General features: G+C 59.1%; 19 protein-coding genes. 5 read left to right on the top strand and 14 right to left on the bottom strand.

All coding sequences use genetic code 11. The features are described from left to right. Window positions 1–10: 10 nt before the first annotated feature. Window positions 11–922 (bottom strand): 5-dehydro-4-deoxyglucarate dehydratase, encoded by a 912-nt coding sequence (kdgD, locus tag AC07SU_RS06655; protein WP_017138261.1) that lies wholly within the window; start codon window positions 920–922, stop codon window positions 11–13. A 236-nt stretch (window positions 923–1,158) separates the two neighbouring features. On the opposite strand from kdgD, the gene AC07SU_RS06650 reads away from it, so the two are divergent. Next, window positions 1,159–2,316 carry a phospholipase gene (locus AC07SU_RS06650; RefSeq protein ID WP_494996557.1) on the top strand — a complete coding sequence of 386 codons (1,158 nt, stop codon included), beginning with the start codon at window positions 1,159–1,161 and terminating at the stop codon, window positions 2,314–2,316. Between the two features lie 132 nt (window positions 2,317–2,448). On the opposite strand, the gene AC07SU_RS06645 is transcribed toward AC07SU_RS06650, so the two are convergent. From AC07SU_RS06645 to rplM, 8 genes are all read right to left on the bottom strand, one after another. Beyond that, window positions 2,449–3,198: a FadR/GntR family transcriptional regulator gene (locus tag AC07SU_RS06645; RefSeq protein WP_016976230.1), complete on the bottom strand. Its 750-nt coding sequence runs from the start codon at window positions 3,196–3,198 to the stop codon at window positions 2,449–2,451. A gap of 158 nt (window positions 3,199–3,356) precedes the next feature. Then, window positions 3,357–3,776 carry a ClpXP protease specificity-enhancing factor gene (locus AC07SU_RS06640; protein ID WP_176995101.1) on the bottom strand — a complete coding sequence of 140 codons (420 nt, stop codon included), beginning with the start codon at window positions 3,774–3,776 and terminating at the stop codon, window positions 3,357–3,359. 17 nt (window positions 3,777–3,793) lie between these two features. Next, the gene (locus AC07SU_RS06635; RefSeq protein ID WP_176995102.1) at window positions 3,794–4,411 is read right to left on the bottom strand and encodes a glutathione S-transferase N-terminal domain-containing protein; all 618 of its coding nucleotides are present in this window, start codon (window positions 4,409–4,411) and stop codon (window positions 3,794–3,796) included. A gap of 149 nt (window positions 4,412–4,560) precedes the next feature. After that, a complete protein-coding gene (locus tag AC07SU_RS06630; protein WP_176995103.1) occupies window positions 4,561–5,340 on the bottom strand; it encodes a cytochrome c1 in 780 nt (259 codons plus the stop codon). Further along, on the bottom strand, window positions 5,340–6,551 hold the full coding sequence (locus AC07SU_RS06625) for a cytochrome b (RefSeq protein WP_494996556.1): 1,212 nt from the start codon (window positions 6,549–6,551) through the stop codon (window positions 5,340–5,342). The genes AC07SU_RS06630 and AC07SU_RS06625 overlap by 1 nt, the downstream gene beginning before the upstream one ends. After that, window positions 6,551–7,147 (bottom strand): ubiquinol-cytochrome c reductase iron-sulfur subunit, encoded by a 597-nt coding sequence (petA, locus tag AC07SU_RS06620; RefSeq protein WP_122720920.1) that lies wholly within the window; start codon window positions 7,145–7,147, stop codon window positions 6,551–6,553. The genes AC07SU_RS06625 and petA overlap by 1 nt, the downstream gene beginning before the upstream one ends. Window positions 7,148–7,413: 266 nt before the next feature. After that, on the bottom strand, window positions 7,414–7,806 hold the full coding sequence (gene rpsI, locus AC07SU_RS06615) for a 30S ribosomal protein S9 (protein ID WP_016971570.1): 393 nt from the start codon (window positions 7,804–7,806) through the stop codon (window positions 7,414–7,416). Between the two features lie 14 nt (window positions 7,807–7,820). Next, window positions 7,821–8,249, bottom strand: a complete 429-nt coding sequence (gene rplM, locus AC07SU_RS06610) for a 50S ribosomal protein L13 (RefSeq protein ID WP_003188508.1) — start codon at window positions 8,247–8,249, stop codon at window positions 7,821–7,823. A gap of 249 nt (window positions 8,250–8,498) precedes the next feature. Here rplM and AC07SU_RS06605 point away from each other — a divergent pair, with 249 nt between their 5' ends. Further along, window positions 8,499–9,539, top strand: coding sequence for an NADP(H)-dependent aldo-keto reductase (locus AC07SU_RS06605; RefSeq protein WP_494996555.1), 1,041 nt, complete (start codon window positions 8,499–8,501; stop codon window positions 9,537–9,539). 113 nt (window positions 9,540–9,652) lie between these two features. Here the strand turns inward: AC07SU_RS06605 and AC07SU_RS06600 are convergent, their stop codons facing one another. Next, window positions 9,653–10,789, bottom strand: coding sequence for an acyl-CoA dehydrogenase family protein (locus tag AC07SU_RS06600; protein WP_176995106.1), 1,137 nt, complete (start codon window positions 10,787–10,789; stop codon window positions 9,653–9,655). Between the two features lie 220 nt (window positions 10,790–11,009). On the opposite strand from AC07SU_RS06600, the gene AC07SU_RS06595 reads away from it, so the two are divergent. After that, on the top strand, window positions 11,010–11,930 hold the full coding sequence (locus AC07SU_RS06595) for a GlxA family transcriptional regulator (RefSeq protein ID WP_176995256.1): 921 nt from the start codon (window positions 11,010–11,012) through the stop codon (window positions 11,928–11,930). A 116-nt stretch (window positions 11,931–12,046) separates the two neighbouring features. Here AC07SU_RS06595 and zapE read toward each other — a convergent pair whose 3' ends face one another. From zapE to AC07SU_RS06580, 3 genes are all read right to left on the bottom strand, one after another. Next, a complete protein-coding gene (zapE, locus tag AC07SU_RS06590; RefSeq protein WP_176995107.1) occupies window positions 12,047–13,141 on the bottom strand; it encodes a cell division protein ZapE in 1,095 nt (364 codons plus the stop codon). 79 nt (window positions 13,142–13,220) lie between these two features. Continuing rightward, window positions 13,221–14,576, bottom strand: a complete 1,356-nt coding sequence (locus AC07SU_RS06585; protein ID WP_176995108.1) for a tryptophan--tRNA ligase — start codon at window positions 14,574–14,576, stop codon at window positions 13,221–13,223. A 24-nt stretch (window positions 14,577–14,600) separates the two neighbouring features. Further along, a complete protein-coding gene (locus AC07SU_RS06580) occupies window positions 14,601–15,230 on the bottom strand; it encodes an alpha/beta hydrolase (RefSeq protein WP_016971576.1) in 630 nt (209 codons plus the stop codon). Between the two features lie 147 nt (window positions 15,231–15,377). On the opposite strand from AC07SU_RS06580, the gene AC07SU_RS06575 reads away from it, so the two are divergent. Next, a complete protein-coding gene (locus tag AC07SU_RS06575) occupies window positions 15,378–15,815 on the top strand; it encodes a Z-ring associated ZapG family protein (RefSeq protein ID WP_003171734.1) in 438 nt (145 codons plus the stop codon). A gap of 170 nt (window positions 15,816–15,985) precedes the next feature. On the opposite strand, the gene AC07SU_RS06570 is transcribed toward AC07SU_RS06575, so the two are convergent. Next, window positions 15,986–17,710, bottom strand: a complete 1,725-nt coding sequence (locus tag AC07SU_RS06570) for an ABC transporter ATP-binding protein/permease (RefSeq protein ID WP_494996554.1) — start codon at window positions 17,708–17,710, stop codon at window positions 15,986–15,988. Window positions 17,711–17,970: 260 nt separating this feature from the next. Between AC07SU_RS06570 and AC07SU_RS06565 the strand changes: the two genes are divergently transcribed. Beyond that, entirely contained in the window at window positions 17,971–20,592 is a 2,622-nt protein-coding gene (locus AC07SU_RS06565) for a dermonecrotic toxin domain-containing protein (protein ID WP_494996553.1), read from the top strand. Window positions 20,593–20,597 lie beyond the last annotated feature (5 nt).

Here is a 20,597-nt window from a genome sequence, read left to right as displayed (position 1 = left end):
TGTTGATGAGTTACTGCGGACCTTGCTTGTCGATCAGCGCGGCCAGGGCTTCGTATTCTTCCGGCAACAGGTCGGTCAGCGGAGTGCGCACCGGGCCTGCGTCGTAGCCGGCGATCTTGGCGCCAGCCTTGACGATGCTCACGGCATAGCCGGCCTTGCGGTTACGGATGTCGAGGTAAGGCAGGAAGAAGTTGTCGATGATCTTGGCGACGGTGGCGTGATCGTCCTGGGCAATCGCGTGGTAGAAGTCCATCGCGGTTTTCGGGATGAAGTTGAACACCGCCGAGGAGTACACCGGCACGCCCAGGGCCTTGTAGGCAGCGGCGTAAACCTCTGCAGTCGGCAGGCCGCCGAGGTAGCTGAAACGGTCGCCCAGACGACGGCGGATCGACACCATCAACTCGATGTCACCCAGGCCATCCTTGTAGCCGATCAGGTTCGGGCAGCGCTCGGCCAGGCGTTCCAGCAGCGGCGCGGTCAAGCGGCAGACGTTGCGGTTGTACACCACCACACCGATTTTTACCGACTTGCACACGGCTTCAACGTGGGCGGCAACGCCGTCCTGGCTGGCTTCGGTGAGGTAGTGCGGCAGCAGCAACAGGCCTTTGGCGCCCAGGCGCTCGGCCTCTTGGGCGTACTCGATGGCCTGGCGGGTCGAACCACCCACGCCGGCGAGGATCGGCACGCTGGTAGCGCAGGTATCAACCGCGGTTTTCACCACTTGGGAATATTCGCTGGCGGCAAGGGAGAAAAACTCACCGGTGCCGCCGGCCGCGAACAAGGCGGTGGCGCCGTAAGGGGCCAGCCATTCCAGGCGCTTGATGTAGCCCGCCTGGTGGAAGTCACCCTGGGCGTTGAAATCGGTCACCGGGAAAGACAGCAGACCGTGGGAGAGGATGGACTTCAGTTCTTGTGGATTCATTATTCGAACACCCTGGGCGAAGACTTTCTGTCGAAAGGTTGTTGTTGGTTTTGATGATGTCGTACGTCATCGTACAACTATAAAAAGATTCGTCAACTGCAATTCATCCGACTTCATCCTGAGAGATGTGTTGAGGCTCGAGTTCTTGACGTAGGAAGTTTTTCCTCTATGCTCGATTTAACTGTATATACATACAGTTAATACGAAAGATTCCTACGACATAGCAAGGAGCTAACATGTCAGATCTTGAACTCGCAGCACCCGAAAAAAAACCGCCAACTCTGCGCTTCGAAGGCGGCGAGCACACCGCAATTGGCGACGACACGTTGCTGCGTTTCGTCAAGGACGCACCGGCCATTCCGGCGCGCCAAGTGGAACTGCACCTGCCGAACGGGCTGGCTCTCACCTACGGCCAAGTGATCGCCTTGGGCGGCGACTTCTATGGCATTCCTGGCCAACCCATCAGCGATGGCGCCTCCCCGACTGATCGCGTGCAACGCTTTACCGCCGCGTTCAACTCGTTGGCCGTGCTGCCCGCTTCGCGAGAAGAAGCGCGCAAGATTCTCGCGGTCATGCAAAAGGAGATCAACGCGGTCAACCAGGCGATCAAGGACGGCAAGCAAGCCCATGAAGCCTATGATGCCCTGGGAGATACGTTGTCTGAGGAATGGAACCGCATCACCGGAGGTGGCAGCGCGGTGTCTGCGCTTATACCGTTGGGTCGTTACTTGAAGCTGGCGGCGGATAACGCCGACCACTTTGGTGAGTGGGCACTGTCGGCGTACCTGGCCGGCCATACCGCGGCGTTGCAACAGGCGGTGGTCGCCCATCAGACCGGCACCGACCAGGCGCTGGAACTGGCGTATGCCATGAACAGTTTCGCGGATCACTTCCTGACCGACCTGTTTTCTGCCGGCCATTTGCGCGTGCCACGCAAACAACTGGCGGCAGTGGTGACACCGGGTGAGCTGGGTTCGCTGATCAGCCGTTTCATGCACGACGAAGACAGCAAGTTCGGGCTCAAGGTGCGCAACGCCATGGGCGATCAATGGCATGCCTACGGCGACAAACGCTACTTCGACGCGATTGATGCGGACAACCGGGTGCAGGTCAAACGTGCGGTGCAGGCGTCGGCCGATGAGATTTTCGACACGTTCATCAGTGGGGTTGCGCCCTCCCCGGCCAACTTCAAGGCACCGCTGTATGTGCCGGACCTGAATGCCGCGCAGAACCCGGCGAACAACTTCTCGCCACTGTTCAAGGTGGAGGGAGACAAGGTGCTGCGCCGCAAGGACGTGAATGACCTGAACGACAAGCACTGGACCAATGATTGGTGGGGGTGGAGCACTTACCTGCTGCTCAAGGACTACAAGCCCAACCAACCGGCCAACTAACGCGAACCCACTGTAGGAGCCGGCTTGCCGGCGATACAAGCACCTCGGTCTATCAGACACACCGAAGCGATGCCATCGCGGGCAAGCCCGGCTCCCACACGAACCAGGCCCAGCATCAGGCCGGTGTAGCCTTCAACCGCGCTGCGCTTCTGCCTCTTCGTGGGCATGGCGCAGCCGCTCCCGGCTATTGGTCAAATGCAAACGCATGGCCGCTCGTGCCGCGTCCGAATCCTGGCGGGCAATCGCCTCGTAGATCTCTTCGTGCTCGCGGCTCAGGCGGCCCATGTAGTGCTGCTGGTCATCATGGGCCAGGCGTGCCGAGTTCAAACGCGTACGCGGGATGATGCTGGTACCCAGGTGGGTCATGATGTCGGTGAAGTAACGGTTGCCGGTGGACAGCGCAATTTCCAGGTGGAACGCAAAGTCGGAGGCCACCGCATCGCCGGCGTGTGCCGCGCTTTCATTCAATGCATCGAGCGCCGCACGCATCGCAGCCAGTTGCTCATCACTGCGACGTAACGCAGCCAGACCTGCAGACTCCACTTCCAGGCTGATCCGCAGCTCCAGGATCGCCAACACATCACGCAGTGTCACCACCGTGGCCGGGTCGATCCGGAAGCCGCTCGGGCTGGGCGTATCCAACACAAACGTGCCGATACCGTGACGGGTTTCCACCTGCCCTGCGGCCTGCAAGCGCGAGATCGCTTCACGGACCACCGTGCGACTGACGCCATGGGCGTCCATGATCGCTGACTCGGTGGGCAGCTTGTCGCCGCGCTTGAGTTGGCCGTCGCGGATCTGCTCGGACAACACCGTGACCAATTCCTGGGCAAGGCTGCGGCGCTTGCGGGGAAGACGAGGGGCGGTGTTGGCGTTTTCCATGATGAATCATCTTTCTCGGTGAGCTTGAGCACGCATCATAGCCCATGGTGGTTGTACGATCACCGTCCGGGCGCGACTTTCATCTATATCCTTCGCGCAAAAAAATGCCCCGACACAGGTCGAGGCATTCTTTCGGTGCTTCCCCGAGGGAAAGCCCGTTACTTCACCACTTTCAGGCTCGGCCGGCCGCTTGGGCGCGGTGGCTCGGCATCCGGTGGCGGCAGGTCATCGCCGTCTTCGCTTTCGATCGATTCGTCGTCCTCGAAAGGCGACTCCAGATCAAACACCATGCCCTGGCCATTTTCCCGGGCGTAGATCCCGAGGATGGCCCCAATGGGCACGAACAGCGTATGCGGCACACCGCCGAAACGCCCTTCGAAGCTCACGGCTTCGTTGTCCATGTGCAGGTGTCGCACAGCACTGGGTGACACGTTCAGGACGATCTGTCCGTCACTGGCAAACCCCTGCGGCACCTGAACCGCAGGAAATTCGGAATTGACCAGCATGTGCGGGGTGCAATCGTTGTCCACAATCCACTCATAGAGCGCGCGGACCAAGTAGGGTCGACTGGAGTTCATCAGCGGCTCCTTAAGCCTTAGCGCATATCGCGTTCGACACCAGACAGACTCGCCTGGAAAGCCTCACGCGCAAACTGGCGCTCCATGTAATCAAGCAGCGGCTTGGCAGGCCGCGGCAGTTCAATACCAAGAATCGGCAAACGCCAGAGTATCGGTAATAGGCAGCAATCCACCAAACTTTGTTCCTCGCTGAGGAAAAAAGGTTTATCGGCGAACAACGGCGAAACGCCGGTCAGGCTCTCGCGCAATTCCTTACGCGCCTGCACGCGGACGGCTTCTTTTGTACGCGCATCCAGAATCACATCCACCAGCCCGCACCAGTCACGCTGGATCCGATGGATCAGCAGGCGGCTGTTGGCACGCGCCACCGGGTACACCGGCAGCAAAGGTGGATGCGGGTAACGCTCATCCAGGTATTCCATCACCACGGTCGACTCCCACAACGCCAGGTCACGATCGACCAGGGTGGGCAGGCTGCCGTAAGGGTTCACTTCGATCAGTTTCGGCGGCTGACGGCCCGCCTCCACACTGATGATCTCGGCGCTGACACCCTTCTCTGCGAGCACGATGCGTACTCGGTGGGAATAGTGGTCGGCGGGGTCGGAGTAACAGGCCAACCGATTGGTCACGCCCATGGCGGTCCTCCTCGCTTGTTGAAATTATCGAAAGCTCAAAAACGAGCGCGCCCAGAGAGCATCTCTGTATCGCCTGGTACAACCAGAGCGCTACGTGTTCAGAGATGCCGCTGGGCGCGCAAGATTAACAGCAATTGCTTACGGTTGGATCAATGCACATCCTTCCAGTATTCGCGTTTGAGCAGATAGGCAAATACGAAGAAGAAGGCCAGGTACAGCAGCACATATGTGCCGATGCGCTGGTGCTGCAGTTTGACCGGGTTGGCGGAGTACGCCAGGAAGGTCACGAGGTTCTTGACCGTCTCGTCGAACTGCGCCTCGGTCTGGGCACCGGGGGTCTCTATCTTCAACTGATCGCACGCCTCATGGGTCAACGGCGTACCAGTCAGCGGATCGTATTGCTTCTTGCCGTCTTCAACGACCTGGATCTGCTTGCATCCTACCACTTGCTTGCCTTGCAGGCCGACCAGAACGTTCGGCATACCGACATTCGGGAACACGCGGTTGTTGGCCCCCAGAGGGCGTGCCGGGTCGTCGTAGAAGGACTTCAGGTAGCCATAGAGCCAGTCGGTGCCCCGTACACGGGCGACCAGGGTCAGGTCGGGCGGCGCAGCACCGAACCAGACCTTGGCGTCAGCCGGCTGCATGCCGATGCTCATGTGGTCGCCGATCTTGGCACCGGTGAACACCAGTTTTTGCAGCATCACGTCGTGGGGGATCCCCAGGTCGTCGGCCACTCGCTCATAACGTTGGAACTTGGCGCTGTGGCAGCCCATGCAATAGTTGGCGAACGTCCGTGCGCCGTCTTGCATGGCCGCTTTGTCAGACACGTCGATGTCGACTTTTTCCAGCTCCGGGCCACCGTGCTCGGCAGCGAAGGACAGTAGCGGCAGGGCCGCAAGCATCAATGCAACGAATAATTTTTTCATCAGCCAGTCACCCTTTCCGGAACCGGTTTGGTCTTCTCTAGCCGGGTGTAGAACGGCATCAGAATGAAGTAGGCGAAGTACAGGAAGGTGCAGACCTGCGACAGCAACGTACGCTCAGGGGTTGGCGCCAGTACGCCCAGGATCCCCAGGATCACGAACGCGATGCAGAACACCCACAGCCAGATCTTGCTCAGCCAGCCTTTGTAGCGCATGGACTTGACCGGGCTGCGGTCGAGCCATGGCAACACGAACAGCAGCGCGATCGAGGCGCCCATCGCCATCACGCCCATGAGCTTGTCGGGGATCGCCCGCAAGATGGCGTAGAACGGTGTGAAGTACCAGACCGGGGCAATGTGCTCAGGTGTCTTGAAGGCGTTGGCCTGTTCGAAGTTGGGTTTCTCCAGGAAATAACCACCCATCTCCGGGAAAAAGAACACGATCGAGCAGAAGATGAACAGGAACACCACCACGCCGACAATGTCTTTCACGGTGTAGTACGGGTGGAACGGAATGCCGTCCAGCGGTACGCCGTTTTCGTCTTTGTGCTTCTTGATGTCCACGCCATCGGGGTTGTTGGAACCCACTTCGTGCAGCGCGAGGATGTGCAGCACCACCAGGCCCAGGATCACGATCGGCAGGGCCACGACGTGCAACGCGAAGAAGCGGTTCAGGGTAATGCCGGAGATCAGGTAGTCACCGCGAATCCACTGGGTCAGGTCGTTGCCGATCACGGGGATCGCACCGAACAGCGAGATAATCACCTGGGCGCCCCAGTACGACATCTGGCCCCACGGCAGCAGGTAACCCATGAAGGCTTCGGCCATCAGCGCCAGGTAGATCAACATGCCGAAGACCCACACCAGCTCGCGAGGCTTCTGGTACGAACCGTAGAGCAGGCCGCGGAACATGTGCATATAGACGACGATAAAGAACGCCGATGCACCGGTGGAGTGCAGCAGGCGCAGGATCGAGCCGTACTCGACGTCACGCATGATGTATTCGACGGACGCAAACGCTTCTTCCGCCGACGGCGTGTAGCTCATGGTCAGCCAGACGCCGGTGACGATCTGGTTGACCAGCACCAGCAGGGCCAGGGAGCCGAAGAAGTAGAAGAAGTTGAAGTTTTTAGGCGCGTAGTACTTGCTGAGATGGTCTTCCCACATTTTGGTCGCGGGGAAACGCGCATCCACCCAATCCATGAACTTGCTCATCAGGCCTTCTCCCCCTGGTCGACGCCAATGATAACGATGCTGTCCGTCTCGTATTGGTGCGGCGGAACGGGCAGGTTCAACGGTGCGGGTTGTGACTTGTAGACGCGACCGGCCAGGTCGTAGTGAGAACCGTGGCAGGGGCAGAAGTAGCCACCGACCCAGTCCTTGCCAAGGTCGGCAGGAGCAACTTCCGGGCGGAAGGTAGGCGAGCAGCCCAGGTGGGTGCAGATACCGATCAGCAGCAGGATCTCTGGCTTGATCGAACGGATTTCCTTATCGACGTAGGCGGGTTGGTCGGAATTCTTCGAGTCGGGATCAGAGAGCTGACCCTCGATTTTCTTGAGATTTCCCAGGATTTCCTCGGTACGACGAACAATGAAGACCGGCTGGCCGCGCCACTCAGCAATCATCTGCTGGCCTGGCTCGATCTTGCTGATATTCACCTTCACCGGTGCACCTGCGGCTTTCGCCTTGGCACTGGGAAACCATGACCCCACGAACGGGACCGCAGCCCCCACCGCTCCTGCAGCACCCACCACGGATGTGGCTGCTACCAAGAAGCGACGCCGGCCTGCATTCACGCCGTCATTGCTCATTCAGTCCTCTCCCATCAGCTTTTTGGCCTGTTAAATCAGGCGTCTACTAAGTATTGAATCTTTGCTTATAAAAATTTTGTCGGATGGTAATGAAAAGCCCCACGTATGACAAGGGAATTGCCCGGGGCTCCGCCCCCAGGCCTTGTAGTATAGGGGGTCTACGGATGTGGCAAGTTGTCACGCGCAAATTTGTGCATAAATCGCAGGCAATAAAAAACGCCCAGCTCCGTGAGGAGGCTGGGCGTTTTTGTGGAACGTAAAGCGAATTAACGCTTCGAGTACTGCGGACGCTTACGCGCTTTACGCAGACCGACTTTCTTACGTTCAACTTCACGGGCATCGCGAGTAACGAAGCCAGCTTTGCGCAGAGCGCTACGCAGGGTTTCGTCGTAGCTCATCAGTGCGCGAGTGATACCGTGGCGGATTGCGCCAGCTTGACCACTTACACCGCCACCGATAACGGTGACGTAGATGTCGAACTTTTCAACGGTCTCGGTCAGTTCCAGCGGCTGACGAACTACCATGCGGGCAGTTTCGCGGCCGAAGAAGTTGTCCAGGGAGCGGTTGTTGATCGAGATGTTACCAGTGCCCGGACGCAGGAAAACGCGTGCGGTTGCGGTTTTGCGACGGCCAGTGCCGTAATTTTGAGTCGCCGACATAATGAACTATTCCGTTAAAACTTCAGTTCTTGGGGCTGCTGAGCAGCATGAGGGTGTACAGCGCCCGCATAGACTTTCAGCTTGCGAAACATATCGCGACCCAGTGGGCCCTTAGGCAGCATGCCTTTGACCGCGATTTCGATCGGGGCTTCAGGCTTCTTGGCAATCAGGCCTTCGAAGTTGGAAGACTTGATACCGCCTGGGAAACCGGAGTGACGGTAGTACATTTTGTCGCTTGCTTTGTTGCCGGTTACACGAACCTGCTCAGCGTTGATGATGACGATGTAGTCACCGGTATCAACGTGCGGGGTGTACTCAGGCTTGTGCTTGCCACGCAGACGGCTGGCGACTTCAGTGGCCAGACGACCCAGGGTCTGACCAGCGGCGTCGACGACAAACCAGTCGCGCTGAACTGTTTCCGGTTTTGCAGTAAAAGTTGTCATTCTTTAATAGCCTCAGGGGCCGCCTGTAAATTTAGACGGCGGATCTTACTGAATAGTGCGTACTTTGACAAGGTCAAAGGCAGCCGGATACAGACGCTATCGGGGGCTCGGGTCGGCGCGTCCGTTCAACGGCAAGATTCTTCGGCAGGCGGCGCATCACTTCCACTGCAGAAAGAGGTGGGCAATTATGCAGATTGCCAAAAAAAATTCAACCTGCTTTTATGATTGTTTTCCCCGAAGGAGTACCCGATGGATTATCGACAGCTGGGCCGTACGGATCTGAACGTGAGCGCGATAGCCTTGGGCACCATGACCTGGGGCGAGCAGAACAGCGAGGCAGAGGCCTTCGCACAGATCGAACGGGCCAAGGCCGCGGGGATCAACTTCCTCGACACCGCCGAAATGTACCCGGTGCCGCCCAAGGCCGACACCTATGCCACCACCGAACGCTACATCGGTAATTACTTCAAAAGCCGCGGCGACCGTGCCGACTGGATCCTGGCCAGCAAGATCGCCGGCCCTGGCAACACCATCGACTACATCCGCGACGGCCACCTGCGCCACAACCGCAAGCACATCGTCGAAGCCCTCGACGCCAGCCTCAAGCGCCTGCAGACCGACTGGATCGACATCTACCAGTTGCACTGGCCGGAGCGCAGCACCAACTTCTTCGGCCAACTGAGCTACAAGCACAAGGACGAAGACAACCTCACCCCACTGGAAGAAACCCTCGAGGTGCTGGACGAGCAGGTCAAGGCCGGCAAGATCCGCCACATCGGCCTGTCCAACGAAACCCCGTGGGGCACCATGAAGTTCCTGGCCCTGGCCGAAGCCCGTGGCTGGACCCGCGCCGTGTCGATCCAGAACCCCTACAACCTGCTCAACCGCAGCTTTGAAGTGGGCCTGGCGGAGGTCGCGATTCGTGAACAGTGCGGTCTGCTGGCCTACTCGCCCCTGGCGTTCGGCATGCTCAGCGGCAAGTACGAAAACGGTGCACGCCCGGCCAAGGCGCGCCTGACCGAATACAGCCGCTTCAGCCGCTACTTCAACCCGCAGTCGGAAGCAGCCTGCAGCCGTTATGTGGCACTGGCGCGAGAACATGGGCTGGATCCGGCGCAGATGGCGCTGGCGTTTGTGACGCAACAGCCGTTTGTGACCAGCAACATCATTGGCGCCACGTCGCTTGAGCAACTGGACAGCAACATTGCCAGTGCCGACCTGAAATTGTCGAAAGAGGTGTTGGAGGGGATTGAGGCGATTCAGAAGGATCATCCGAACCCTGCGCCTTGATTGACCGGCAGACCGCTATCGCAGGCAAGCCAGCTCCCACATTTTGATTTGTGAATACCGTCAAATGTGGGAGCTGGCTTGCCTGCGATGGCGCCCTCAAAAGCACCACATGATCAAAGCGCCCGAGCAATGATCTCTTTCATGATCTCATTGGTCCCCGCATAAATCCGCTGCACCCGCGCATCCGCCCACGCCCGGGCGATCGGGTATTCCCACATGAAGCCGTAGCCACCGTGCAACTGCACGCACTCATCGAGCACCTTGCATTGCAGGTCCGTGGCCCAGTACTTGGCCATCGCCGCCGTGGGTACATCCAGCTTGCCCTCCAGGTGCAACGCGATGCACTTATCCACAAACACACGCCCGATCTGAATCTCGGTGGCCATCTCCGCCAGCTTGAACCGGGTGTTCTGGAAATCGGCGATCGCCTTGCCAAACGCCTTGCGTTCGCGGGTGTACTCCAGCGTCCACGCCAGCGCCGCCTCGGCTGACGACACGGCGCCAATCGCCACGGTCAGCCGCTCCTGGGGCAACTCCTGCATCAGGTACGCGAAACCCATGCCGGCCTGGCCCAGCAGGTTTTCCTTGGGCACCCGCACGTCCTGGAAGAACAGCTCGGAGGTGTCCTGGGCTTTCATGCCCACCTTTTCCAGGCGCTTGCCCTTGTCGAAACCCGGCGTGTCGGCCTCTACCAGGAACAGGCTGGTGCCCTTGGCGCCGGCCTTTGGGTCGGTCTTGGCCACGACGATGACCAACTCGGCCAGGTAGCCATTGGTGATAAAGGTTTTGGAGCCGTTGATCACATACTCATCGCCGTCCAGCACCGCGGTGGTTTTGACCCCTTGCAGGTCGGAGCCGGCACCTGGCTCGGTCATGGCAATGGCCGTGACCATCTCGCCGGAGATCAGCTTGGGCAGGTATTTGTGCTTCAGCGCCTCGCTGCCGTAATGCAGGATGTACGGCGCCACGATGTCCGAATGCAGGGAAAAACCGATGCCGGTCAGGCCGAGGCGACTGATCTCTTCGATCACCACCGCGCTGTACAAAAAGTCCGCGCCCAGGCCGCCATATTCTTCCGGCAGGTGGGAACACAACATCCCCGCCTCCCCCGCCTTGCTCCACAGGCCACGGTCGATGTAGCCCTGTTTTTCCCATTGCCCATGGAACGGCGCGGCGTCTTTTTCGAGGAAAGTGCGCACGCTGTCGCGGAAGAGTTCGTGCTCCGGGCTGTACAAGGTTCTGGGAATCATGGGTCACCTGCGTGGATTGTCAGACAAGGACGAGCCCACAGAGACTATGCCGCGAAAGCATCACGGGACACTGGACACATGCGACAAAAAATAAGACGATCCAGCCGTCTGGTGACCACTTTCCCCTATAAGAATAAATGAAATTATGTCTAACCAAATCTCCACGCCGTTGCGGCGCGTCAGCATTTTGGCCATTGATCGGGTATTCGCTTCCACCCTCATGCAAGCCAAGGATTTCTTCCACCTCGCCAGTCTGCGTTACGGCAAACAACAAGGCCTGGGCCTCACCCCCGCATTCGAAACACGCCTGGTCAGCCCCGACGGGCAATCGGTACGCAGCTTCAGCAATGTGATCATGCCGGTGGACGGCGGCCTGGAAAACGCCGACATCATCGTATTGCCGGCCTTCTGGGATGATTTCGACGCGCTGTGCGCGCGTTACCCTCAAGTGCTGCCGTGGCTGCGCGAACAACACGCCCGTGGCGCCGTACTCTGCGGCGAAGCTACCGGGGTGTTCTGGCTGGCCGAGGCCGGCCTGCTCGATGGCAAGGAGGCGACCACCTACTGGCGTTTCTTCAATGCCTTCAGCGAGCGTTTCCCCAGGGTCCAGCTCAATCAGGACAAACACCTCACCGACGCCGACAACCTGTATTGCGCCGGCGGCACCACGTCGGCGTGCGACCTTTATATCTACCTGATCGAACGCTTCTGCGGCGCCAACATCGCCCAGGCCGTGGCCCGCGACATCCTCTACGAAGTGCAGCGCAGCTACGCACCGGGGCGCATCGGGTTTGGCGGGCAGAAGCTGCACCAGGACGTGATCATCCTGCAGATCCAGCATTGGCTCGAAGAACACTTTGCGGACAAGTTCCGCTTCGAAGACGTGGCCCGGGAACACGGCATGAGCATCCGCAACTTCATGCGCCGCTTCCAGACCGCGACCGGCGACAAGCCGTTGCACTACCTGCAACGCCTGCGCATTGAGACGGCCAAGGGCCTGCTCTCGGGCAGCCGCAAGAGCATCAAGACCATCAGTTATGAGGTGGGTTACGACGATGCGAGTTTCTTTGCGCGGTTGTTCAGGCAGCACACGGAACTGTCGCCGAACCAGTACCGGCAGCAGTTCCAGCAAGCTGCATAACCCAGTTTAAACACAGCTCCACTGTAGGAGCTGGCTTGCCAGCGATGAGGCCAGCACCATCAACATTGATGTTGAGGCCGCCATCGCCGGCAAGCCGGCTCCTACAAGGGATGCGTTTAGGGCTTGTGACCGCGTGACAGGAACTCGTGGGACTGCATTTCCAGCAGGCGGCTCAGCGTGCGCTGGAACTCGAAGTTCAAGCGACCACCGGTGTACAAATCCTTCAACTCAACTTCCGCCGAGATGATCAACTTCACGTTACGGTCGTAGAACTCGTCGACCATGTTGATGAAACGGCGTGCAATGTCATCGGTGGTGACGCTCATCTGCTCCACGCCACTCAGGATCACCGCGTGGAAGATCTTGCCCAACTCGATGTAGTCGTTCTGGCTACGCGGGCCGTCGCACAGGGCACGGAAGTCGAACCAGGCCACGTCATCACAAGTGCGCAAGGCAATGATTTCGCGGTTCTCGATCATCAGCTTGTCGTTTTCCACTGCCTGGGTGCATTCCGGCGTCAGCGCACGGAAGCTCTTTTTCAGGCTCTCGTGGGCCGCTTCGTTCAGCGGGAAGTGGAACAGCTCGGCTTGCTCCAGATGGCGCAGGCGGTAGTCGACGCCGCTGTCGACGTTGACGATCTCGGTGTTCTGCTTGATCAGCGCAATGGCGGGCAGGAAGCGCGCACGTTGCAGGCCGTCCTTGTACAAACCGTCGGGCACGATGTTCGAGGTGGCAACCAGGGTCACGCCGTTCTTGAACAGCTCTTCCATCAGAGTGCCCAGGATCATGGCATCGGTGATGTCGGAGACGAAGAATTCATCGAAGCAGATCACCCGCGCTTCTTCGGAGAAACGCTTGGCGATGATGGTCAGCGGGTTCTTCTCGCCCGGCAGGGTCTTCATTTCTTCGTGCACGCGCTTCATGAAGCGGTGGAAGTGCGTCCGGACCTTTTCCTTGAACGGCAGCGCTTCGAAGAAGGTGTCTACCAGGTAAGTCTTGCCCCGGCCGACGCCGCCCCAGAAGTACAAGCCTTTGACCGGCGTGTGGTCTTTCTTGCCAAACAGCTTGCTGAACATCCCTGGCTTGTTTTGCGAAGCGGCGATCAGGTCGTCGTACAGGCGCTGCAAATGGCGCACCGCATTTTCCTGGGCCGCGTCATGAAAGAATTCAGGGCGCTTCAGATCAGCTTGATATCGTTCTAGGGGCGTCATAATTTCGTTAGCAAGGCAACAAAAACGGGCCGTCACTGTAACGACGGCCCCGGATAATGGCAATCAACCCTTGGTCGGGTTAATCCTCGATAGGGGTCAACGCAACGCGCAGGGCTTCGATGGCCGCATCGCGCGACGCTTCGTCGGCGAACTCGGCACTGTCGGCCACCGCGGCGCCGTCCAGCCATACGCTGAAGCCCAGGGCTTCGGTGCGCACGTCCAGGGCGTCGCCACTTTGCAGCTGCTTGGTCACCGCACCAGCGGCTTTACCATCGGCAAAGTTGCGCGACAGCAGCAGTTGTTCGCCATCGGCCGCCAGCAGGCGGAAGCGGAAGCTGCCATCATCTTCACGGAAGCTCACGAAGCGCGCGGCTTTCGCAGCTTTCTTCTTGGCCGCCACCGGCGCCGCCGCTTGATTGACGAACGAGCGCAGGCCCACCGCTTCACGCAGTTCAGCCAGGAACGGCGCCGCCACGGCACGGGCTTTCTTGGCACCGATCAGCAGCAGGTCTTCCATGTCGGAAGGGCGCGACATCAATTGATGGTAACGCTCGCGGGCTTCGCCCAGTTGGCCGTCCAGCAGTTGGAACAGGCGGTTCTTCGCCTCACCCCAGCCCAGGCCTTGCAGCAGTTCAGCGCGGAACTCTTCTTCCTGCGCCTTGCTGGCAAACGCCTGATACAAGGTGAACAGGTGCGAGTTGTCCGGGTCTTTGGCTTCGCCCGGTGCGCGGGAGTCGGTGACGATGCGCGAGATGGCGTCTTTCATGTCCTTGGCGCTGGTGAACAACGGGATGGTGTTGTCGTAGCTCTTGGACATCTTGCGGCCATCCAGGCCCGGCAAGGTGGCGACGCTTTCTTCGATCAACGCCTCGGGCATGGTGAAGAATTCTTTACCGTTGCCGAACAGGTGGTTGAAGCGCTGGCCGATGTCGCGGGCCATTTCCACGTGCTGGATCTGGTCGCGGCCGACCGGCACCTTGTGCGCGTTGAACATCAGGATGTCCGCCGCCATCAGCACCGGGTAGCTGTACAGGCCCATGCTGATGCCCGCATCCGGGTCTTCGCCGGCTTCCACGTTCTTGTCCACCGAGGCCTTGTACGCATGGGCACGGTTGAGCAGGCCCTTGGCGGCCACGCAGGTGAGCAGCCAGGTCAGCTCGGGGATTTCCGGGATGTCCGACTGGCGATAGAACGTCACCCGATTCACATCCAGGCCACCGGCCAGCCAGGTCGCGGCGATTTCCATACGCGAGCGCTGGATGCGCTGCGGGTCATCGCACTTGATCAGGGCGTGGTAGTCGGCCAGGAAGTAGAAGGAGTCGGCATTGGCATCCTGGCTGGCAAGGATCGCCGGGCGGATCGCGCCAGCGTAGTTGCCCAGGTGCGGCGTGCCGGTGGTGGTGATGCCGGTGAGGATACGGGTACGAGTCGTCATGGGTAATCGCTTATCAGACTGCTATCAATTCGAGAGGCGCGGCAGCACCAGATCCTTCAGATCGGTGAGCTTGCCATGAAAAAAGTGCCCGCATTCTGCCACTTTCAGCAGCTCATGGGGGCGTTTCAGGGCGGCGGACCAGTCGTAGACGGTCTGCGGGTCGACCACTTCGTCGGTTTCTGGCTGGATCAGGGTCAGCGGGCAGCCCTGTGGCAGCACGTCGGTATCACGCAGGCGCATCACCGCAGCGGCCACCATAAACAGGTGCGCGAGTTGTTCGCCCTTGGCTTCCAGGCGCCCGCCGAGGCTGGCCGCCACGTAGCCACCGAAGGAGAAACCGAGCAGGGTGATCGGCAAATCCGGGTGTTTTTCCCGCAGCCAGGTGGCGGCCGCTTCGGCGTCATCGACTTCGCCGGTGGCCATATCGTGAGTACCGGCACTGGCGCCGACGCCCCGGTAGTTGAAACGCAAGGTAATCAAACCGGCATCGCGGGCGGTGCGTTGCAGGGTCGAAACGACTTTATTGAGCATGGTCCCACCCTGCACCGGGTTGGGGTGGCAGATCAGCGCCAGGCCACGTGGCTCGGGGTGATCCAGGTACAGGGCTTCCAATTGGCCTACCGGGCCATCGATCAAAACGGGGGTTTCACGCATGAGCAAGGAATGAACTCCGTGACCTCTCAAAGGGTCGACTCGTCTAGCTAAAAGTCTGTGCATGGCATCATTGCGAGCTTAATCGCGGTATACAGCGCAGGTCCGAGCCGTTAACGTAAAGCAAAGCCGTTTATAGAGGAAGGACTCGTGGAACACTCGCTCTTAGTTTGGTTGTTGCCGACTCTTGCCCTGGTTGCCGGTGTCGCCATTGGTTTCCTGGTTGCTCGCTTGCTGCCCAATGCCGCGCCTAACCGCACGCAGCGTCAGCTGGATGACATCCAGGAACGTTTTGACAGTTATCAGAACGAGGTTGTTACCCACTTCAACAGCACCGCGACCCTGGTCAAGAAGCTCACCCAGAGCTACCAGGAAGTACAGGATCACCTCGCCGATGGCGCCAACCGCCTGGCCCTCGACGACATCACCCGTCAGCGCCTGCTGGCCGCGTTGCATTCCGATGCACCGCAAACCCCACGGGAGCGCCTGACCCCACCCCGGGAAAACCAGGAGCCACCACGGGACTACGCGCCAAAAACGCCGAACGCCCCAGGCATGCTGGATGAGCATTACGGCTTGAAGAAGTAACATCTCTTCACGCACAAAAAAGCCCGGCTGATCGATGATCAGCCGGGCTTTTTTATTGGATCACGCATCAACTGTAGGAGCCGGCTTGCCGCGATGGCGGCGTGTCAGGCAAAAGATGGGTTGCTTGATCCACCGCTATCGCCGGCAAGCCGGCTCCTACGGGGAGCGCGTCAGGCCACGGGTTGCTCCTGCAACAACCCGCTTTCGATCCGCACATGCCGCCCATGGAAGCGCTTGAGGCTGCTGCGATGGCCGACGCTGACGATGCTCAGCCCCGGCAGCTCATCGATCAATGCCTGATACAACGTCGCCTCGTCCTCTTCATCCATGGCCGAGGTGGCTTCGTCCATGTACAGCCATTGCGGTGCGAACAACAACGCGCGGGCAAACGCCAGGCGCTGCTGCTCACCCGGCGAGAGCATGCGCTGCCAGTGGTTGGCTTCGTCCAGGCGCGCCACCAGATGCGGCAGGCGGCAGGTCTCCAGCACCTGTGCATAACGTTCCGCCGGGTAGACGCTGTCCTCCTGTGGATAACTCAACACCGCCTTCAACGTGCCAATCGGCAGGTAAGGCTTTTGCGGCAGGAACAGGTAGCGCGCCGCCGGCAGGCGAATGCTGCCGTGGCCTGCGGGCCATAAATGCCCCATCGCTCGCAGCAACGTACTTTTGCCGCTGCCGGAACGACCACTGAGCATCACGCGCTGGCCCGGCTCTACCGTCATGTCGGCATGGGTGAGCAAATGGCGGCCGTCGGCCAGGTCCATGCCCAGGTCTTGCACCACCAGGCGCTCGCCCTCCGGGCGCACGTCGATGGCCGGCGCGCGCTGCTCGTTCTCGCTCATGGCCTGGTGGAAACTCAACAGACGATCACTGGTGGCGCGCCACGACGCCAGCTCCGAATACGCGCTGATAAACCAACTGAAGTTCTCTTGCACGTTGCCGAAGGCCGAGTTGATTTGCATCAGCTCGCCCAGCTCGATCTTGCCGGTGAAGTAGCGCGGCGCCGCGACGATGAACGGGAAGATGATTGCGATCTGGCTGTAGCCGGCGGTGAAGAACGTCAGGCGCTTGGACACTTTCATGATGTCCCAGAAGTTGTGCCAGACCTTGCCGAAACGCGCGCTCAGGCGCTGGTTTTCATTCGGTTCGCCGTTGTACAGCGCAATACTTTCGGCGTTCTCACGCACGCGCACCATGGAGAAACGCAGGTCCGCTTCGAAACGTTGTTGTTGATTGCTCAAGCCGATCAAGCGACGGCCGATCAAGTGCGTCAGCCAGCTGCCCACCGCTGCATACAACAACGCACACCAGAACATGTAGCCGGGAATGGTGATGCCAAACACTTCGATGCTGCCCGACACGCCCCACAGGATGATGGAGAACGACACCAGGCTGACCACGTTACGCAGCAACCCGAGGCCCAGGCTCAAAGTGCTGGAGGTGAAGTTGTTGAGGTCTTCGGAAATCCGCTGGTCCGGGTTATCGGTGTAGCCGCCCTGCTCCAGCTGGTAGTAGTTCTTGTCGGAGAGCCAACGCGCAAAGTGTTTCTCGGTGAGCCAGGCACGCCAGCGGATGGTCAGCATCTGGGTCAGGTACAGGCGGTACACAGCACCGAGGATCGCCACGGCGGCGATCCCGCCGAAGTAGCCGATCAGTTGCCAGAAGGCATCGGTGTCCTTCTTTTCCAGCGCGTTGTAGAAATCCTTGTACCAGTGGTTGATCCACACGGAGATCGCCACGCTGAACAGCGACAGACCGATCACCGCCGCCAGCAATAACCAGGCTTTACCCTTCTCTTCGCTGCGCCAATAGGGCGTGATCATCGCCCAGGTTCGGCGAAAGAAGTGCCCACGCACCGCGTCGTTGACCGCGGAGTACTCAGCGTTCTGATTCATCGTTCAGGCTCTGTAAGAGAATGTGACAGGTGTTTGAACCGATCATAGACGATCGGTTCAGGGCGCCGTGCGGCCTGACGCAGATTGTTCAGACTTTGTTCAGCGCGGTAAAGGACGCTTCTTTCGCCACAGACCGCGCGCGTCAAGAAAGCTCGACCTACCGCGAGTGAAAGAAGAAGTGACATAGACAGAGGAACGTTGCCTACGGCCTTGCCACACAGGAAGCCCATCAATAACCGTTCCTGCCTGAGGCTCCCGTTATGCAAATTGCCCCCCATCAACACGTCAACCTTTACCCTGTGTCATCAGCCCCCACGTCGCCGCAAGCTCGCCCAAAACGCTCGATTGATGCCAGCGCGCCTAAAGACCAGGAAGTCGTGCAGGTGGTCAAACCGACGCCGCAATCATCAGGAGGCGGTTACGAAGAAGTGAGCATCAACCCTGATCCGGGTAAACGCATCGGGGTGGGTGAGAAAACGCCATCCCCGGTCGACCTGGGCGTCAACATCAACATCGACCCCATCACGCAAGACGTCAGCAACTCGCTCAATACCGTCGAGCAGGAAGCTTCAAACTTCTTCAAGAATCTATTCGCAAAGTTTATACAACGGTCCAAATTCCCCGAGGAGGAAAAAAGGTGGAACGTCGACCCCGATAACACGTATCTGGTGACGTTCGAATACAACACCACCGGCGAAAAGCCCTATCCCGCGAAAATCATTCAGCGCCTCTCGTTGACCCAGGCGCTCATACAGAACGCCCAGGAGACGCCCTCGGGGCAAGGGTTTGCAGTGCCTTACTACGCCGGTGGCCCGGACGTCATCGTCAAACCCGATCTGGAAATACGCACACCTGGAACATTCGACTTTTCCAGCCGTTTTAATCCGGGTACGGAAAAGGCCGACATCACTCATACCTTCCAAGGTATTTATAAAGAGTCCCCAGGAGAGCCTGCAACAGCCTACAACGCTGGCAACGAAAGTGGGATCAGGCCGGCAGAACTCAGGCAACTGATCAAAACGGCTGACTATCAAAAGCCTTACAAAGAGTATCTGGATGACTTCTGGAGCCGCCACCAGGAGAAATACCCTGTGCTGGCCAAAGCCTCGCTCGTCAAATCCGCCATGGGCCAACACCAGGAAGGTAGCCTGACCACACAAGGTCGCGAGCTGATCATGCGGGCTGCCGGCCTGTCAGGTCATCAGGAGTCATGGCCAGACGTCAAGTTCGAGGACTTGCAAAAGAACCCGCCCAAGGATCCCAACATTGAACTGGGCCTGTTGAAAGTCGGCAGCTATCAATCCACCGACCTGATGTACATCACGGACACCAAGAGCACACCGGCGCTGACCCTGCTATACATCCCCGGTAACTCCTCGCCACTGCACAGTTTCAACAGCCAGGCCGAGATGAAGACCTGGCTGGCAGAGCAAATGGCCGACCCGGCCAAACGTGACGCCATGGCGTTGCACTTTGCCTTGAAAGACAAACCCAACGGATTGACCAGGGCCGGTGTCGACGAAACCCTGGCAGGGCTCGGCACCTGGCCGCAAAAGCGTGAAACCCCGGGCGGATTGTTCAATTACGATCACCGGGCCTTCAGCGGCTTTTGGGATCCACAAACGTACATCACTACAGAGCCCAGTAGCCTGCCGCTTGATGAAATGACGAAACGCCAGAAAGATCGCTCCTATGCCGATGCGGATGTCCAGATCACCAGTAATGCAGATGTAACCAAAAAGGCCATTTTGTCGGGCCTGGAAAAAACCAAAAAATTTGCGCTGTTTTTAACGCCGCTGGCATTGGTGATGCCTGAAGTAGGGCTGGCGCTGGATGCTTTTTATCTGGCAGACGGCGTCACCACCACCGTCGTTGGTATTGACGACAAGGCGCACGGTAAACCCCAAGGCACCGAGCGGATCGTGTTTGGTGTTTTCAATGCCGCAACCGTCGTGCTCCCCCATATCGCGAGAGCAGGCAAGGCAACAGAAGGCGCGGCGGGCAAAGTCGAGTACGAAATCATAACGCCCAACGATAACCCTGCGCCGAACAGCCCCGAAACGGCGCAGATACACACGCCGGACGTGGAGCCCATCCGGCCGAGCACCGCTCGCCCCCTGCCCGACTTCAGCGCTCACGCCCTGCCCGAAAATCTCCTTGAAGGTCGCACATTGAGAGGAGATGGTACGTATCAGGTTGGGGAACAGTTCTACGTCCGTTACACCGACGGCACGGGCGTCAGCCGAGTGTTTGAGATCAGCCGAAATTACAAAATCGAGAACGGGTATGTTCGGGTCATTGACCCCGTCACCCAGAAAACCGTGATGTTCCTGGAATCTGCGGGTCACGGTGAATGGCGCTTGAACACAATGAAAGGCGGCGGCAAGAAATTCATCAAGCCCGCACAGCAAAAAGGCCCGGCCTCGAAAGAAAATGCAGTGCCAAGTATTTCAGCGAACCCGCCATTGGCCAATCATCAGGATTGGCAATCCCTATTGGATTCGGGCACGTACAACGGGCAGCCGGTATACATTCACTACACCGACAAGGCCGGCGCGGAAGCGATCGCCCAGGGACAAAGCATTACAGATTCGACGCGAGGAGCAACGCGCGCAGGCTCAAAGGGGGGCATATACGTCAACCCTCCAGGCCAGCAATTCAACGGTGAGAACGTCGAAGACCTGTTGTTTCTGGGTAACGAGCGCTATGTGGGCAGGGGCAACTACATGGTGATATTCAGCACCGACCAGGCACCCGAGGAGCTCGGTGCCATCACCGCCGGCAGCCCGTTCGTCGAGCTGAGGATGCCCAAGGAAATCAAGCTGAAACCGTCGAACTTTCTGTACCTCGGGCCGAATACATTTCCCAACTACTTCGACTGAGGTCG

Source organism: Pseudomonas sp. GW821-FHT05H12, assembly GCF_059419385.1.
This window is presented reverse-complemented; position numbering and strand designations above follow the sequence as displayed.

What these genes read in the sequence shown, in the direction of transcription:
- kdgD (WP_017138261.1), bottom strand. Translation starts at nt 922, where the DNA reads ATGAATCCACAAGAACTGAAGTCCATCCTCTCCCACGGTCTGCTGTCT.
- AC07SU_RS06650 (WP_494996557.1), top strand. Translation starts at nt 1,159, where the DNA reads ATGTCAGATCTTGAACTCGCAGCACCCGAAAAAAAACCGCCAACTCTG.
- AC07SU_RS06645 (WP_016976230.1), bottom strand. Translation starts at nt 3,198, where the DNA reads ATGGAAAACGCCAACACCGCCCCTCGTCTTCCCCGCAAGCGCCGCAGC.
- AC07SU_RS06640 (WP_176995101.1), bottom strand. Translation starts at nt 3,776, where the DNA reads ATGAACTCCAGTCGACCCTACTTGGTCCGCGCGCTCTATGAGTGGATT.
- AC07SU_RS06635 (WP_176995102.1), bottom strand. Translation starts at nt 4,411, where the DNA reads ATGGGCGTGACCAATCGGTTGGCCTGTTACTCCGACCCCGCCGACCAC.
- AC07SU_RS06630 (WP_176995103.1), bottom strand. Translation starts at nt 5,340, where the DNA reads ATGAAAAAATTATTCGTTGCATTGATGCTTGCGGCCCTGCCGCTACTG.
- AC07SU_RS06625 (WP_494996556.1), bottom strand. Translation starts at nt 6,551, where the DNA reads ATGAGCAAGTTCATGGATTGGGTGGATGCGCGTTTCCCCGCGACCAAA.
- petA (WP_122720920.1), bottom strand. Translation starts at nt 7,147, where the DNA reads ATGAGCAATGACGGCGTGAATGCAGGCCGGCGTCGCTTCTTGGTAGCA.
- rpsI (WP_016971570.1), bottom strand. Translation starts at nt 7,806, where the DNA reads ATGTCGGCGACTCAAAATTACGGCACTGGCCGTCGCAAAACCGCAACC.
- rplM (WP_003188508.1), bottom strand. Translation starts at nt 8,249, where the DNA reads ATGACAACTTTTACTGCAAAACCGGAAACAGTTCAGCGCGACTGGTTT.
- AC07SU_RS06605 (WP_494996555.1), top strand. Translation starts at nt 8,499, where the DNA reads ATGGATTATCGACAGCTGGGCCGTACGGATCTGAACGTGAGCGCGATA.
- AC07SU_RS06600 (WP_176995106.1), bottom strand. Translation starts at nt 10,789, where the DNA reads ATGATTCCCAGAACCTTGTACAGCCCGGAGCACGAACTCTTCCGCGAC.
- AC07SU_RS06595 (WP_176995256.1), top strand. Translation starts at nt 11,010, where the DNA reads ATGCAAGCCAAGGATTTCTTCCACCTCGCCAGTCTGCGTTACGGCAAA.
- zapE (WP_176995107.1), bottom strand. Translation starts at nt 13,141, where the DNA reads ATGACGCCCCTAGAACGATATCAAGCTGATCTGAAGCGCCCTGAATTC.
- AC07SU_RS06585 (WP_176995108.1), bottom strand. Translation starts at nt 14,576, where the DNA reads ATGACGACTCGTACCCGTATCCTCACCGGCATCACCACCACCGGCACG.
- AC07SU_RS06580 (WP_016971576.1), bottom strand. Translation starts at nt 15,230, where the DNA reads ATGCGTGAAACCCCCGTTTTGATCGATGGCCCGGTAGGCCAATTGGAA.
- AC07SU_RS06570 (WP_494996554.1), bottom strand. Translation starts at nt 17,710, where the DNA reads ATGAATCAGAACGCTGAGTACTCCGCGGTCAACGACGCGGTGCGTGGG.
- AC07SU_RS06565 (WP_494996553.1), top strand. Translation starts at nt 17,971, where the DNA reads ATGCAAATTGCCCCCCATCAACACGTCAACCTTTACCCTGTGTCATCA.